This window comes from Pseudomonas putida (assembly GCF_002906855.1).
Classification (GTDB): Bacteria; Pseudomonadota; Gammaproteobacteria; order Pseudomonadales; family Pseudomonadaceae; genus Aquipseudomonas; species Aquipseudomonas putida_N.
On sequence record NZ_MINI01000028.1, the window covers coordinates 1,573,045 to 1,587,125 of the forward strand.

General features: G+C 64.5%; 14 protein-coding genes. 10 read left to right on the plus strand and 4 right to left on the minus strand.

Translation table 11 applies throughout. From position 1 onward, the window contains the following. Positions 1 to 9: 9 nt before the first annotated feature. The 4 genes from fabA to BGP85_RS07655 all read right to left on the minus strand — a co-directional run bounded on the left by fabA (position 10) and on the right by BGP85_RS07655 (position 5,693). On the minus strand, positions 10 to 525 hold the full coding sequence (fabA, locus tag BGP85_RS07640) for a 3-hydroxyacyl-[acyl-carrier-protein] dehydratase FabA (protein ID WP_012315334.1): 516 nt from the start codon (positions 523 to 525) through the stop codon (positions 10 to 12). 202 nt (positions 526 to 727) lie between these two features. Further along, positions 728 to 2,659, minus strand: a complete 1,932-nt coding sequence (locus BGP85_RS07645) for an ATP-binding protein (RefSeq protein ID WP_103446619.1) — start codon at positions 2,657 to 2,659, stop codon at positions 728 to 730. After that, positions 2,656 to 3,546 carry an ABC transporter substrate-binding protein gene (locus BGP85_RS07650; protein ID WP_103446620.1) on the minus strand — a complete coding sequence of 297 codons (891 nt, stop codon included), beginning with the start codon at positions 3,544 to 3,546 and terminating at the stop codon, positions 2,656 to 2,658. Before BGP85_RS07650 ends, BGP85_RS07645 begins: the two co-directional genes overlap by 4 nt. After that, complete coding sequence (locus tag BGP85_RS07655; protein ID WP_181004465.1) at positions 3,546 to 5,693, minus strand: TonB-dependent receptor plug domain-containing protein; 2,148 nt, start codon at positions 5,691 to 5,693, stop codon at positions 3,546 to 3,548. The genes BGP85_RS07650 and BGP85_RS07655 overlap by 1 nt, the downstream gene beginning before the upstream one ends. Before the next feature lie 442 nt (positions 5,694 to 6,135). Between BGP85_RS07655 and BGP85_RS07660 the strand changes: the two genes are divergently transcribed. The 10 genes from BGP85_RS07660 to kdpA all read left to right on the plus strand — a co-directional run bounded on the left by BGP85_RS07660 (position 6,136) and on the right by kdpA (position 14,073). Continuing rightward, a complete protein-coding gene (locus tag BGP85_RS07660; RefSeq protein ID WP_103446622.1) occupies positions 6,136 to 7,161 on the plus strand; it encodes an NAD(P)H-dependent glycerol-3-phosphate dehydrogenase in 1,026 nt (341 codons plus the stop codon). Positions 7,162 to 7,176: 15 nt separating this feature from the next. After that, the gene (locus tag BGP85_RS07665; protein WP_103446623.1) at positions 7,177 to 7,524 is read left to right on the plus strand and encodes a DUF4389 domain-containing protein; all 348 of its coding nucleotides are present in this window, start codon (positions 7,177 to 7,179) and stop codon (positions 7,522 to 7,524) included. Then, the gene (sixA, locus tag BGP85_RS07670) at positions 7,521 to 7,979 is read left to right on the plus strand and encodes a phosphohistidine phosphatase SixA (RefSeq protein WP_103446624.1); all 459 of its coding nucleotides are present in this window, start codon (positions 7,521 to 7,523) and stop codon (positions 7,977 to 7,979) included. Before BGP85_RS07665 ends, sixA begins: the two co-directional genes overlap by 4 nt. Positions 7,980 to 8,077: 98 nt before the next feature. After that, positions 8,078 to 8,464 (plus strand): hypothetical protein, encoded by a 387-nt coding sequence (locus BGP85_RS07675; RefSeq protein WP_374755297.1) that lies wholly within the window; start codon positions 8,078 to 8,080, stop codon positions 8,462 to 8,464. 92 nt (positions 8,465 to 8,556) lie between these two features. Further along, positions 8,557 to 9,348 carry an alpha/beta fold hydrolase gene (locus tag BGP85_RS07680; protein ID WP_103446626.1) on the plus strand — a complete coding sequence of 264 codons (792 nt, stop codon included), beginning with the start codon at positions 8,557 to 8,559 and terminating at the stop codon, positions 9,346 to 9,348. Further along, the gene (locus tag BGP85_RS07685; RefSeq protein WP_103446627.1) at positions 9,345 to 10,199 is read left to right on the plus strand and encodes an alpha/beta hydrolase; all 855 of its coding nucleotides are present in this window, start codon (positions 9,345 to 9,347) and stop codon (positions 10,197 to 10,199) included. Before BGP85_RS07680 ends, BGP85_RS07685 begins: the two co-directional genes overlap by 4 nt. Positions 10,200 to 10,308: 109 nt before the next feature. Further along, positions 10,309 to 11,103, plus strand: a complete 795-nt coding sequence (locus tag BGP85_RS07690; protein ID WP_103446628.1) for a DUF4892 domain-containing protein — start codon at positions 10,309 to 10,311, stop codon at positions 11,101 to 11,103. A gap of 12 nt (positions 11,104 to 11,115) precedes the next feature. Continuing rightward, positions 11,116 to 12,162 carry an AI-2E family transporter gene (locus tag BGP85_RS07695; RefSeq protein ID WP_103448223.1) on the plus strand — a complete coding sequence of 349 codons (1,047 nt, stop codon included), beginning with the start codon at positions 11,116 to 11,118 and terminating at the stop codon, positions 12,160 to 12,162. 117 nt (positions 12,163 to 12,279) lie between these two features. Further along, positions 12,280 to 12,369: a K(+)-transporting ATPase subunit F gene (kdpF, locus tag BGP85_RS07700; protein WP_033696222.1), complete on the plus strand. Its 90-nt coding sequence runs from the start codon at positions 12,280 to 12,282 to the stop codon at positions 12,367 to 12,369. A gap of 9 nt (positions 12,370 to 12,378) precedes the next feature. Beyond that, positions 12,379 to 14,073 carry a potassium-transporting ATPase subunit KdpA gene (gene kdpA / locus BGP85_RS07705; RefSeq protein WP_103446629.1) on the plus strand — a complete coding sequence of 565 codons (1,695 nt, stop codon included), beginning with the start codon at positions 12,379 to 12,381 and terminating at the stop codon, positions 14,071 to 14,073. Positions 14,074 to 14,081: the final 8 nt, after the last annotated feature.

Below are 14,081 nucleotides of genomic sequence, written 5' to 3' on the forward strand. Positions count from 1 at the left end.
GAATAACCCTTAGAAATTGTCAGTGGAGGTGAACACGCCGACCCGCAGGGCTTCGGCAGTGTAGATCTCGCGGCCATCAACGCTGACCGAGCCATCGGCGATGGCCATGTTCAGCTTGCCCTTCAGGACGCGCTTGATGTGAATGTTGTAGGTGACTTTCTTGGCGGTCGGCAGTACCTGGCCGAAGAATTTCACTTCGCCCGAACCCAGCGCGCGGCCACGGCCCGGCAGGCCTTGCCAGCCGAGGAAGAAGCCGACCAGCTGCCACATGGCGTCGAGGCCCAGGCAGCCCGGCATTACCGGGTCGCCTTCGAAGTGGCAGGCGAAGAACCACAGGTCCGGGGTGATATCCAGCTCGGCGACCAATTCACCTTTGCCGTACTTGCCGCCTTCTTCACTGATATGGGTGATGCGATCGACCATCAGCATGTTCGGCGCGGGCAGTTGCGCATTACCTGGGCCGAACAGCTCACCGCGACTGCAGCGCAGCAGGTCTTCCCGAGTAAAGGCGTGTTGTTTGGTCATGCGAGCTCCTCAATAACCCCCTGTGGCAGGGGATGAATCTTCCCGGCCGACCCTTCTTGCTTCTGGGACGGCAGCCTACAGGTAGACTATTGCGTTGTGGTGAAAGTCACAGTGCACCTGGCGAAAGAAGTACAGGTGTGCACTGAAACGTCTATTTTCAGGTCCGAACAAGGTCCTGTCCAGTACTTAAGACTGCCGCACTTTAGCATTTATCGCCAGTCGCTGCTGTCCGTCCAGGCAACCAGCGTTGCAATACCCGCTGCAACTCGGTGCGGCGGAACGGTTTGCTCAGGTAATCATTCATGCCGACGGCCATGCAACGTTCGCGGTCGCCCTGCAGGGCATTGGCGGTCAAGGCGATGATCGGCAGTTGGGCGCAGGCCGGCAACAGGCGGATACGCCGGGTCGCTTCATAGCCATCCATATGGGGCAGGCGGCAATCCATCAGCACCGCGGCGAACGGCTGCTGGCTGACCTGCTCCACCGCCTGAAGCCCGTCGTGGGCCACGCTGACCTCCATCCCCAGGCTGCGCAACATGGCTTCGATGACGCTCTGATTGACCGGATTGTCCTCCACCAGCAGGATGCGTTTGCCGACCTCAAGCGGTGCATTGGCCGCCGAACTGCCGGGTAGCGTTGCCGATGTGGTACTGGCCAGCGGCAGTGGCATTTCCAGGGTAAAGGTCGAGCCCAGCCCTTCGCGGCTTTCACCGCGCAGCTTGCCGCCCATGCGTTCAGCCAGGGTACGGGCGATCGACAGGCCCAGGCCGGTGCCGCCATAGCGCCGCGAAATCGAGCTGTCGGCCTGCTGGAAGGCGACGAACATCATTTCCAGGCGCTCGCTGTCGATGCCGATACCGGTGTCACGTACGCTGCAGGTGATCCACAGCAATTGCCGGTCGAGCAGTTGCCAGTGCGCCTCGACCTGCACCTGGCCGCGCTCGGTGAACTTCAGGGCATTGCCGATCAGGTTGAGGAGGATCTGGCGGATGCGCGTCGGGTCGCCGACCACCTGCGGCTGTGTGCCCTCTGCCGGCAACTGCAGGTGCAGTTCCAGGCCGCGCTGCTGGGCGCTGTGCTGGAACGACTGCACGCTGCTGGCGATCAGCTCAACCAGGTTGAAGTCGATGTGCTCAAGCTGCAGCGTCGTGCGTTCGATACGCGAGAAGTCGAGGATGTCATTGATGACCTTCAGCAAATGCCCGGTGGACTCGCTGGCCACCGCGGTGTAATCCGCCTGTTCACTGGTCAGCTGGGTGGTCTCCAGCAATTGCAGCATGCCCAGCACGCCGTTCATGGGGGTGCGCAATTCGTGGCTCATCATGGCCAGGAACTCCGACTTGGCGCCGTTGGCCTGTTCGGCTTCCTCGCGCGCCTGGATCAGCTGGGCGATGGCCTGCTTCTGTTCGGCGCTGGCCTGGTCCAGGGCATTGGCGAGGTTGTTGATATGCCGCGCCAGGTGGCCGAGTTCGCTGTCGTCGACCACCGGCAGCGGTGCGTTGTATTCGCCCTGCTGGATGGCCTTGACCGCATGGCTCATGTCGCTGATCGGCTTGGCCAGGCTCATGGCCAGGCGGCGGGCAAGAAGGAAGGTGAACAGCAGGGCGAACAGCGCCAGGATGGCCGCCTTGATCACGATTTCCTGCTGGCGCTGGCTGAAGGCATCGTCCGACATGCCGACGATCACCCGGCCCAGGTAGTCGTCTCCAATGGCCGGTGTCGGCGCTTTGCCTTGTTGCAGGAAGTCGCTGTCCAGGCGGATCTGCTGCAGGCGGATCGGCGCCTGGAACACTTCCACCTGCTGCGCCCGGTTGTTGCTCTCGTCCTGCTGCTCGACGTACACCAGGATGTGGTTGCGGCTGTCCTGTACTTCGAGGAAGCGTACGTGAGGGATGCTCAGGGTGGCGCGCATCAGGCCTTCGAGGACTTCATTGTTACCGGAGATCACACCGTACTCGGATGCCGGTGCCAGCTGGTTGGCAATCAGCTGACCGGTGTGGTTCAGCTCCTGGCGCAAATCCTGGATCCGTACGAAGGTGAAAAAGCTGATCAACAGCAAGGTCAGCAACAATGCCGGGCCCAGGCTGATGATCTGGGTGCGGGTATGGATGTCCCAGCTCAGGCGTTTGCTCATGGGGTGGGTTCTCCTTCGGCCAAGGCCTTGGCGGTGGCGTTCGGATCGATCGGTTCAAGGCCCAGGGCGCGCGCTACCTGCTGGTTGCCGCTGACGGCATAGAGCGCCGGGTAAAGGCTGCGCGGCCAGTGGGCCGGAGGCTGGTCGAGCAACCGGTCGAGCACTGCCAGCCAGTCGTCCTGGTCGCTGTAGGTGCTGGCCAGTGCGCCAGCGCGCACGAAGCCGGCATTCGGGCCGATCAGCGCCATCTGTCGGCCGTAGCTGCTAAGCAGCAGGTTCTTCGCGGTCTTGGAGTTGTACAGGTCGGGGTCATCGAGGCCCAACAGCACGTCGCTGCTGGCCAGCAGGTGTTGCAGGGGGCGGCTGTCGCGTTGGTCCGGCCAGTCCTGGGCGACGATCTCCAGGCCCAGCGGGCGTGCCGCCTGGCGCAGTTCGTCGAGCAGAAACTGACTGTGCTTACCGTATAACACGCCAATGCGCTGGGCCTGTGGCAACAGGTAGTGGGCCAGGCGCAGTTGCCGTGCCAGCGGCGCGTCGCTCCACAGCAGGGTCAGGTAAGCAGGGCGCGACTTTCCCAGGCGTTGTTCAGCCTGTACCCGGCTGACGCGCATGGCCAGCGCAGGTGGCCCGTTGTTGTCGCTCAGGCGCCACTCCAGCGCGCTGTTGTCGAGCAGCACCAGGCGCACGTCGGCCTTGAGCTGAGCGGGGCGGGGCAGTGCGGCAATGCTCTTGAAACGCACTTGGTCATGGCTGCGGCGGGCTTGCAGGGCTTCGACAAAGCTGCGAAAGCCAGGCTGGTCGTCGCCGCCGACCAGCAGGATTTCGCTGGCAGACAGCGTACCCAGTGGCCACAGGCAGAACAGCAGCAGGCGTAGCAGCCGGGCCATCAGAACTCCAGCTCCGCGCTGACGCTCAGGCGGTGGCGGCTGTCATAACGGTTCTGCTCCACCGTGGTGGGCTGGTCGTCCAGGCGTTGCTGCCACAGCGCGGCCAGCTCCAGGGTGCTGTCCTGTATACGGAAGCGCTTGGCCACGCGCAGGTCAACGCGTTCGTAGCGGTACGTGTTGAGGGCGTCATCACCGTAATAGAACAGCGCGCTCGACCAACCCTCGCCCCATTCGCGCATCCAGCCGGCCGAGCCACTGTTGCGGGCGCTGAGGCGACGGTCGGCGGGGTTGCTGGCCCAGGCATCGACATAGGCATAGGTCAGGCGCAGGCGGTCGCGTGGCGCCAGGCGCCAGTCGAGTTGCGCCTCGCTGCCGCTGAAGCGGGCCTTGTTGGCATTGCTGGCGATGTACTGGTTGTTCTTCAGGGGCTCGCTGATCATTCCGGTGATCTCGTCGTAGAACAGCTTCACATCCATGCTCAGGTCGAAGTCACTGAAGTAGCCGTTATAGCCCAGCTCGCGCGAGCGCATGCGTTCCTGTTCGAGGTCGCCAGGGCCGCGGGTCTTGACGAAGTATTCGGCATTGCGCTGGCCGAATGCAGCGGGGCTCAGGTTCTTGACCGTGTAGCTCCAGTTGACGTTGTTCTCGAACATGTCCGGCGAGCGCACGGCTTCGGAGTACACTGCACGCAGGCCGTGGCGCGGCGTGATCAGGTAGTTGACCGCCATGCGCGGGGTCAGCGAGCTGCCGGACAGGCGCGAGTCTTCGAACATCGCGCCGCCCTGGAGAATCCAGTGCTCGTCGGCGCGCCATTCCAGCTGGCCGAACAGGCGCCAGGTCTGGTCGTCGATGCTGCCGTCGAAGTAGGTCTGCGAATCGGCGCGGTCATAGCGGTAATTCATGCCGCTGAGCAGGCGCAGGCTGTCTGTCAGGCTCAGGGTGTCCTGTACTTCCAGGTCATAGCGGGTCTCGCGGGTGCTCTGGTCGACATCGCCGCAGACTACATTCTTGCCACCCTGATTGTTCCACTGGTCCTTGATCGCATCGACCAGCGCCTGTTCTTCGGGGTTGCTGCTGCTTGGCGGGTTGTTCGCCCCGCGGGCGACCTTTTCGGCGAAGTCGGGATTCATCTGCCACAGGCGGGTCAACTCGGGGCTGAACGACAGCGCCGCATCGCAGGCACGCCAGACCTGCTGGCGATCGAAAAGCTGGGCCGAACCCTGCACATACAGGCTGTGCTCGGGGTTGAAGTCGATGTTCCAGCGTACCGAACCGGCATAGTCCTTGGCATTGACGTCGGCGTTGTCGCCGGCCTGGGTGACGTAGGGGAACACCGGCTGGTAGGTATACGGCCGCTGGTTGCTGCCTTCCTTGGCCGCCAGTTGCCATTCCAGGGTCTGGTCTGGTGCCAGGACGTGGCTGACACTGAGGTTGAAACGGTTCAGGCGGCGGCTGTCACGGTAGTCCTGGCCGAACTGGTTCTTGTCGAAGCCATCGTCCTGCTGGCCGGACACCGACAGGCGCATGTCGCCACCGTCCCAGCCGAAGCCGTGGCTGAGGTAATAGTCGTTGATGCCATCCTGGCCGCGGGTCAGTTTCATGCGCGTGCCGTGGCTGTCGGCCGGGTTGCGGGTGAGGATGTTGACCACTGCCATCAGTGCGTTGGCGCCGTAACTGACGGTATTGGGGCCGCGGAACACCTCGATTCGTTCGATGTCCTCGATGGCGACCGGGATGTCGCTCCAGTCCACCGTGGCCAGGCCTGCGCGGTACACCGAGCGGCCGTCGATCAGCACCTGCATGCGCCGTGCATCGTTGACGTTGCTGCCGTGGTAGTTGACGGTCGGCTGGTTGCCGGCGCCGTAGCCGATCATCATGCCCGGTACCAGGCGCAGCAGTTCGGGGATGTCGCGGGCACCGCTGGCGCGAATCAGCTCGTTGTCGAGTACGGTCATGCTACCTGGTACCGCCGCCGGGGATTGTTTCAGGCGCGTGGCGGTCAGAACCTGCGGCAGGTCGGTGTTGTCGATGAACAAATCGTCGGCCATGGCCGAGCCGCCGATCAGGGCTGTCAGCAGCAGCAGGTGAGGGTAAGGGGGCGGGCCAGGGAACACAGGACAGCCTTGTCTCAGGATTGAAACAGGCATGGTAACTGACCTTGGGGGTTTTGCCAGTGGGCTGCGTTGGATTTGCGGGCTGGTGATGGTGTTTGGATTGGGAGGTGCCTGCCTTGGGATTTGCAGTGGGGCACAAATCGAGCGCCGCCCGCGCGGCGCATCGCGAGCTGCGCTCGCTCCTACGTTTATTTCAGGCCAATGCCTCCAGTGGGATTTGCGCGCGGACGCCTTGGCGCATGGCGCGCTATCACGTCGTACCAACAAGGCCGACGCGCGCGCCTGCCACAGGCGTTACTGGCCAAAAACAAACGTAGGAGCGAGCGTAGCTCGCGATGCGCCGCGCGGGCGGCGCTCGATCTCACAGGCGCTGAAAATCCCCCGCCCAACCCAAGAACCCACCACTGGTTCTGTAGCAGGCGACCCGTATAATGAGTGGGTCGCCACTTAACTTAATGGCTTTAACGGATTGAATATGACTGAACAGCAACCTGTTGCAGTTCTGGGAGGCGGCAGCTTCGGCACCGCCGTGGCGAACCTGCTGGCCGAGAATGGCGTGCCGGTACGCCAATGGATGCGCGACCCCGAGCAGGCCGAGGCGATGCGGGTCAATCGCGAGAACCCGCGCTACCTCAAGGGTATCCGCCTGCAGGACGGGGTCGAGCCGGTCAACGACCTGCTGGCCACCTTGCAAGCCAGCGACCTGATTTTCGTCGCGCTGCCTTCGAGTGCCTTGCGCAGCGTGCTGGCGCCCCATGCCGAGCTGCTGCGTGGCAAATACCTGGTCAGCCTGACCAAGGGCATCGAAGCGCAGAGCTTCAAGCTGATGAGCCAGATCCTCGAGGAAATCGCCCCCGAAGCCCGCATCGGTGTGCTCTCCGGCCCCAACCTGGCTCGCGAGATTGCCGAGCATGCACTGACCGCCACCGTGGTCGCCAGTGAAGACGATGAGCTGTGCCAGCGCGTGCAGGCCGTGCTGCACGGGCGCACGTTCCGGGTCTACGCCAGCAGCGACCGTTTCGGCGTCGAGCTGGGCGGTGCGCTGAAGAACGTCTACGCCATCATTGCCGGCATGGCTGTGGCCCTGGGCATGGGCGAAAACACCAAGAGCATGCTGATCACCCGTGCGCTGGCCGAGATGACCCGCTTTGCCGTCAGCCAGGGTGCCAACCCCATGACGTTCCTGGGCCTGGCGGGTGTCGGTGACCTGATCGTCACCTGCTCGTCGCCCAAGAGCCGCAACTACCAGGTCGGCCACGCCCTGGGTCAGGGCCTGAGCCTGGAGCAGGCCGTCAGTCGCCTGGGCGAAGTGGCCGAAGGGGTCAATACGCTCAAGGTGCTCAAGGCCAAGGCCCAGCAAGTGCAGGTCTACATGCCGCTGGTGGCCGGCCTGCACGCCATCCTGTTCGAAGGCTGCACGCTGAACCAGGTGATCGAGCAACTGATGCGCGCCGAGCCCAAGACCGACGTCGATTTCATTTCCATCAGTGGTTTCAACTAAGCGAAGGAGCAGCACATGAACGATACCCCCGAGCGCGCCCAGCGCGAGTCGATCATCCTGCGGGTGCTGTGGATGCTGGTGTTCCTGGTGGTCTGGCAACTGGCCGAGCTGCTGCTCGGCGGCCTGGTACTGGTGCAGCTGATCTACCGCCTGGTGTATGGCGCACCGAGCGCCAGCCTGATGAACTTCGGTGACAGCCTGAGCCAGTACCTGGCGCAGATTGGCCGTTTTGGTACCTTCCACACGGATCAGAAACCCTGGCCGTTCGCCGACTGGCCGGCAGCCCGTGCCCCGGAAGGCGAGGCGCCCCACGCCGTGGCCCCGGCACCGCACCCGGTACGTGACGAGGAGCCCAAGCTGTGAAGCTGTGGGTGTTGCGCCACGGCGAGGCGGAGCCGCGCGCCAACACCGACGCTGAGCGGCGCCTGACCGGCCATGGCCGCGAGCAGGTGCTGCACAGCGCGGCCCGGCTGCTTGGCCAGCCGTTGCAGGCGATCATCGCCAGCCCGTATGTGCGGGCACAGCAGACGGCGGCGCTGGTGCATGACACCCTGGGCTTCGCCGAGCCCGTTCGCACCGTGCCATGGCTGACACCTGAAAGCGACGTGCGGCAGGTGATCGGCGAGGTCGAACGCCTGGGCCTGGAGCATGTGTTGCTGGTCAGCCACCAGCCACTGGTGGGCTCGCTGGTCGGCATGCTCGAGCATGGCCATGTTCAGCAACCGGCGCCCATGAGCACTGCCAGTCTGGCGGAGCTGGAAGGCGACTGGCCCCTGGCTGGGCTGATGACGTTGCGCGTGCTTAGTTCGCCAGAGTGATCGGGAGCAACTGGCATTTTTGCCAGTTGCCAGCCATTTGGATCAAACGGATGCTTGGCGCCAATTTGATCAGTAGATGACAGGGCAGGGAGCGTTGAATGAGCGGGTTGATGCACGAGCTGTTGCGCTCTCTGGATCTGCAGCCCACTATCGAAGCCGTACAGCGTGACAACCGTCTCGATTTCGCCCGGTACGCCCTGTTGCGCGAGGCCGCCGACGCCAAGTTCCATCACCTGATGGGCAGAGTGCGTAACACAGTCGAGCAGCGCCCCATGGACAACCTGCTGGTCGAGCAGGACCTGCACGAACTGCAGCAGTCCTGCGTACGCATGTCCCACCTGCTGCAGACCAGCTGCCTGGCCCTGCGCCGGCTGCAACTCGATGTCCGGGACCAACGCCTGGCCCGTGAGGCACTGGAAGGGCAGATTGCCTACATGCAAGCCTGCCTGCGCCGCTCGCTGGCCAGTTTCGACCAGTCGGCATGACCTGATTGCCCTTGGCGATGACATTTACAGACGTTGCCGAGTGCCGGCGCGATGCCGACAATGAGCCATCATCCCCGTCCGGACCAGGCGCCATGTCGCAGCAGATCTTCTTCGCTCATGCCAACGGTTTTCCCTCGGCCACCTACGGCAAACTGTTCGCCGCCTTGGCGCCGGATTATCAGGTCAGTCATCTGGCCCAGCACGCCCATGACCCGCGCTTTCCGGTGGACGACAACTGGCAGCAGCTGGTCGACGAACTGCTGCATCACCTGGTGCAGCAGGCGGCGGCGCCGGTGTGGGGCGTCGGCCATTCGCTGGGCGGCGTGCTGCACCTGCACGCCGCCTTGCGCCGGCCCGAGTTGTACCGCGGCGTGGTGATGCTCGACTCACCGGTATTGACCCGCGCAGACCAGTGGCTGCTGCGCACCGCCAAGCGCTTTGGCTTCATCGACCGTATCACACCGGCCGGCCGTACCCTGGGGCGGCGTGAAGCCTTTGCCGACCGTGACAGCGCGCGCGCCTACTTTGCCAGCAAGTCGCTGTTCCGCCACTTTGACCCGGATTGCCTGGAAGCCTACCTCGAACATGGTCTGCAAGCGGATGTAGGAGGCTTGCGCCTGCGCTTCGACCCGGCCACGGAGATCAGCATCTACCGCAATATCCCGCACGCCAGCCCGGCGCCTGCACGCCAGTTGCAGGTGCCCTTGGCGATGGTACGTGGCGAGCGCAGCAACGTCATCCGCCGCCACCACGCACTGGCGGTGCGCGGCATGCCGCGGGGCGAATACCATAGTGTGCCGGGCGGGCACATGTTCCCGCTGGAACGGCCGACCGACACGGCCAGCCTGATCAAGGGCCTGTTCGATCGCTGGAGCCAGGCATGAGCACGCAGGTCGAGGAAGTGCGCCTGAGCCTGGGCCACATCGAGCTGGCCGCGCACCTGTTCGGCCCGGAGGATGGCCTGCCGGTGATCGCCCAGCACGGCTGGCTGGACAACGCCAACAGCTTCTCCCGCCTGGCCCCGCAGTTGAAGGGCCTGCGCATCGTCGCCCTCGATCTGGCCGGGCACGGATACTCCGAGCATCGCCCATTGGGCGCGGGTTATGCCTTGGCCGATTACGCCCACGATGTGCTGCGGGTGGCCGAGCAACTGGGCTGGCAGCGTTTTGCCCTGCTCGGGCATTCGTTGGGCGCGATCATTTCGGTGCAACTGGCCGGCGCCTTGCCAGACCGGGTCAGCCACCTTGCCCTGATCGATGGTGTCATCCCCCCGACCGGCGCCGAGCAGGATGCCGGTGAGCGCCTGGGCATGGCCCTGCAGGCCCAATTGCGCCTCGATGGCAAGCGCAAGTCCGTTTACCCGACCCTGGAAGAGGGCGTGCAGGCGCGCATGAAGGGCATGGTCGCGGTCAGCCGCGAAGCCGCCGAGCGCCTGGCCCAGCGCGGCCTGATGCCGGTGCCCGGTGGTTACAGCTGGCGCAGCGACAGCCGTCTGACCCTTCCATCGCCGGTACGCCTGAGCCAGGGCCAGGCCATGGCCTACGTGCGGCGAGTGAGCTGCCCTGCCAGCCTGGTGGTGGCGGCCGACGGCATGCTGGTGCGCCACACCGAACTGCTGGAGCAGCTACCCTTTGAGCAGACCGTGCTGCCCGGTGGGCATCACCTGCACCTGAACGACGAAGAGGGCGCGGCCCTTGTCGCAGACTGTTTCAATCGCTTCTTTGGCTTTGCTTGACTTGCACCGGACAAGTGTCGAGGCTTGGCGGGTTGAACAGGGAGACAACCATGCAACTGCCAGACATCCTGGAGCTTCAACCCGGCGCGCCGCGCCGCTTGGGTCGCCGATGAGCGCCCCCGTTTCCATGCGTACTGCCATCGCCACCTGCCTCGCACTGGCCAGCCCCTTGCTGTGGGCCGGCAGCCTGCCCGTGCCTGTGGACGCCAAGGTGGTCGACCAGCGCCCGGCCGTGGAGCAGGAACGTGTCTACCCCATGGGCCCGCTGCGCAAGATCAGTGGCCGCCTGCGTGTCGAAGACAAGATCGAAAGCCGTGGCCAGGTCAGTTCGGTCACCTACGAGCTGCCGGTCGAGCGCAGCGCCCGCGAAGCCTTCACCAGCGCCCGCGAGGCGCTGCAGCATGACGGTGGCTATCCGTTGTTCTGGTGCCAGGGCCGCGATTGCGGCGAAGGCAGCCTGTGGGCCAACGACGTGTTTGCCAATGCCCGGCTGAACGGCGGTGACGAGCAGCAGGCGTTCATCCTGCTGCGCCGCTCGGCCGAGGAGGCCGACACCCTGGTTGCACTGTACAGCGTCACCCGTGGCAACCGTCGCGCCTATCTGCATGTGGAAGAGTTCGTCGCCAGCAGCCCGCTGGGTGAGATACTGCCCACCGCCGCCACGGTGCTGCGCGAAATGCGTGACACCGGCAAGCTCGACTACCCTGACCTGGCTGCGCCGCAGGACAGCTGGGTGACCTTGCTGGCGCGCAGCCTGAACCTCGACAGCACCATGCGCGCGAGCCTGAGTGGCGTCCAGGCCGAGGCCTGGCGCGAGCAACTGGTGAAGGCAGGTGTGCGTGATGGCCGCCTCGAAGTCGGCAATGCACCCACCGATGGCCTGCACCTGGAACTGATTCGTTGAGTGAGCGCCGCCATGGCCAATAATGACCGCCTGCTGATCCAGATTCTGCTGCTGGCGCTGCTGGGTGCCGCCCTGTGGGTCATGGCACCGTTCATCTCCGCGCTGCTGTGGGGGGCTATCCTGGCGTTCGCCAGCTGGCCGCTGATGCGCCTGCTGACGCGTGTGCTGGGGGGGCGTGAAACCCTGGCCGCCAGCCTGCTGACCACGGCCTGGATCCTGATCGTTGCCTTGCCGCTGGTGTGGCTGGGCTTCAACCTGGCCGACCACATCCGCGACGCCACCGCCTTTGTGCGTGACGTGCAGGTCGATGGCCTGCCCGATGCACCTGACTGGCTGGGCGGCATTCCCTTCGTGGGCGAGCGCCTGGTCAGTTGGTGGCAATCCCTCGATCAGCAAGGCGCGGCTTTGCTGCAGTCGATAAAGCCGTACCTGGGGCAGGTCGGCAATTGGCTGCTGGCGCGCAGTGCGCAGATCGGCAGCGGAGTGCTGGAGCTGACCCTGAGCCTGGTGTTCGTGTTCTTCTTCTACCGTGACGGGCCGCGGTTGTCGGCTTTCGTGCTGCGGCTGCTGCACCGGTTGGTGGGCGAGCGGGCCGATTACTACCTGGAGCTGGTGGCCGGGACCGTCCAGCGGGTAGTAAACGGTGTGATTGGCACGGCGGCAGCCCAGGCGCTGCTGGCACTGATTGGTTTCCTGATTGCCGGAGTGCCTGGGGCAATCGTGCTGGGCCTGGTGACCTTCATGCTCAGCCTGATCCCGATGGGGCCGCCATTGGCCTGGATCCCGGCGACGGGCTGGCTGGTGTGGAAGGGCGAATACGGCATGGCGGTATTCCTCGGTATCTGGGGCACCTTCGTCATCAGCGGCGTGGACAACGTGCTCAAACCGTACCTGATCAGCCGCGGCGGCAACCTGCCGCTGGTCATCGTGCTGCTGGGTGTGTTTGGTGGTTTGCTTGCCTTTGGCTTTATCGGCCTGTTCATCGGGCCGACCTTGTTGGCAGTCGGTTACAGCCTGCTGCTGGACTGGAGCCGTAACTCGGCGCAAACCCCACAGTAAGGCTGTTTTTACGCATTCTTTATAGCCAGTCCCACCCTCTGGTCTCGTCCCTTTACGCCCATCCCTCAGACAATTCCCCCAAAGCGGCCCTGGCCGCACCACGGGGGAGTTCCACTCATGTACATGCTCGACGGGTTGTCACTGCTGTTGGCAGTGGCCTTGGCGGTTTACCTGCTGGTAGCGCTGCTGCGCGCCGATCGCAGCTAGGGAGCGGCCATGCACAGTTACGATTACCTTTTGCTGCTGGCCTTCTTCGCCATTGTGCTGCTGCCAGCACCCTGGCTTGGGCGCTTTTATTACAAGGTCATGGAAGGGCAGCGCACCTGGCTGACGCCCGTGCTTGGCCCGGTTGAGCAGGGCTGCTACCGCCTGGCTGGCGTGCGCGCCGACCAGGAGCAGAACTGGAAGCAGTACATGCTGGCCCTGCTGGCCTTCAACCTGGCCGGCTTCCTGCTGCTGTTCAGCGTGCTCCTGCTGCAAGGCTACCTTCCACTCAACCCGCAGCACCTGCCTGGCCAAGAGTGGTCGCTGGCCTTCAACACAGCGGTGAGCTTCGTCACCAACACCAACTGGCAGGCCTACAGCGGTGAAGCGTCGGTCAGCTACCTGAGCCAGATGCTCGGACTGACCGTGCAGAACTTCGTCAGCGCTGCCACTGGCCTGGCCGTGCTGGTTGCGCTGTGCCGCGGCATCGCCCGCCGTTCTACCACCAGCTTGGGCAACTTCTGGGTCGACATGACCCGCGCTACCCTCTACGGCCTGCTGCCGCTGTGCTTGCTGCTGGCGCTGCTGCTGGTATGGCAGGGCGTGCCGCAGACCTTCGCCGACTACGCCCATGCCGTGACCCTGCAAGGCGCCGACCAGACCATCCCACTGGGCCCGGCCGCGAGCCAGATCGCCATCAAGCAGCTGGGCACCAACGGTGGCGGCTTCTTCGGCGTCAACTCGGCTCACCCGTTCGAAAACCCCACGGCCTGGAGCAACCTGTTCGAGGTGGCCTCGATCATCCTGATCCCGGTGGCGCTGGTGTTCACCTTCGGGCACTACGTCAAGGACCTGCGCCAGAGCCGCGCCATCATCGCCTGTATGCTCGCGCTGTTCCTGCTGGGTGGCGGTACGGCGCTGTGGTCGGAATACCAGCCGAATACGGCGCTGGAAAGCGCCCAGGTGCAGCAGAGCGCGCCGATGGAAGGCAAGGAGAGCCGCTTCGGCACCACCGGCTCGGTGCTGTGGACCGTGACCACCACAGCGGCCTCCAATGGCTCGGTCAATGCCATGCACGACAGCCTCAACCCGCTGACCGGCATGGTCGCGATGGTCAACATGATGGTGGGTGAAGTGATCTTCGGCGGCGTCGGCGCCGGGCTCTACGGCATGCTGCTGTTCGTGCTGATCGCCGTGTTCCTGGCCGGATTGATGATTGGCCGCACGCCAGAATACCTGGGCAAGAAGCTGCAAGCGCGGGAGGTGCAGCTGCTGGTGGCGACCTTGCTGGTGATGCCGGTGGGCGTGCTGGTGCTTGGCGCCATCGCCGCCAGCCTGCCAGGCCCGGCAGGTGCAGTGAGCAACCCGGGCGCCCACGGCTTCAGTCAGTTGCTGTACGCCTACACCTCAGGCACCGCCAACAATGGCTCGGCGTTCGCCGGGTTTGGCGCCAACACGGTGTATCACAACGTGATGATCGGCCTGGCCATGCTGATCGGCCGCTTCGGCTACATCCTGCCGATCCTGGCCCTGGCCGGCAGCCTGGCGGCGAAGAAGAGCGTGCCCCAGGGCAGCAACAGCTTCCCCACCCATGGCCCGCTGTTCGCTTGCCTGTTGCTGGTGACAATCCTGCTGGTCGGTGGCCTGACCTTCCTGCCGACCCTGGCCCTCGGGCCAATCGCCGAACAACTGAGCCTGGGTTTCTGAGGAATCAT

Bases quoted from the DNA above. Each gene is read 5' to 3' on its own strand.
- BGP85_RS07695 (WP_103448223.1), top strand. From the start codon at position 11,116: ATGGCCAATAATGACCGCCTGCTGATCCAGATTCTGCTGCTGGCGCTG.
- BGP85_RS07660 (WP_103446622.1), top strand. From the start codon at position 6,136: ATGACTGAACAGCAACCTGTTGCAGTTCTGGGAGGCGGCAGCTTCGGC.
- BGP85_RS07685 (WP_103446627.1), top strand. From the start codon at position 9,345: ATGAGCACGCAGGTCGAGGAAGTGCGCCTGAGCCTGGGCCACATCGAG.
- BGP85_RS07665 (WP_103446623.1), top strand. From the start codon at position 7,177: ATGAACGATACCCCCGAGCGCGCCCAGCGCGAGTCGATCATCCTGCGG.
- BGP85_RS07680 (WP_103446626.1), top strand. From the start codon at position 8,557: ATGTCGCAGCAGATCTTCTTCGCTCATGCCAACGGTTTTCCCTCGGCC.
- kdpA (WP_103446629.1), top strand. From the start codon at position 12,379: ATGCACAGTTACGATTACCTTTTGCTGCTGGCCTTCTTCGCCATTGTG.
- BGP85_RS07690 (WP_103446628.1), top strand. From the start codon at position 10,309: ATGAGCGCCCCCGTTTCCATGCGTACTGCCATCGCCACCTGCCTCGCA.
- BGP85_RS07650 (WP_103446620.1), bottom strand. From the start codon at position 3,546: ATGGCCCGGCTGCTACGCCTGCTGCTGTTCTGCCTGTGGCCACTGGGT.
- fabA (WP_012315334.1), bottom strand. From the start codon at position 525: ATGACCAAACAACACGCCTTTACTCGGGAAGACCTGCTGCGCTGCAGT.
- BGP85_RS07675 (WP_374755297.1), top strand. From the start codon at position 8,078: ATGAGCGGGTTGATGCACGAGCTGTTGCGCTCTCTGGATCTGCAGCCC.
- BGP85_RS07655 (WP_181004465.1), bottom strand. From the start codon at position 5,693: ATGCCTGTTTCAATCCTGAGACAAGGCTGTCCTGTGTTCCCTGGCCCG.
- BGP85_RS07645 (WP_103446619.1), bottom strand. From the start codon at position 2,659: ATGAGCAAACGCCTGAGCTGGGACATCCATACCCGCACCCAGATCATC.
- kdpF (WP_033696222.1), top strand. From the start codon at position 12,280: ATGTACATGCTCGACGGGTTGTCACTGCTGTTGGCAGTGGCCTTGGCG.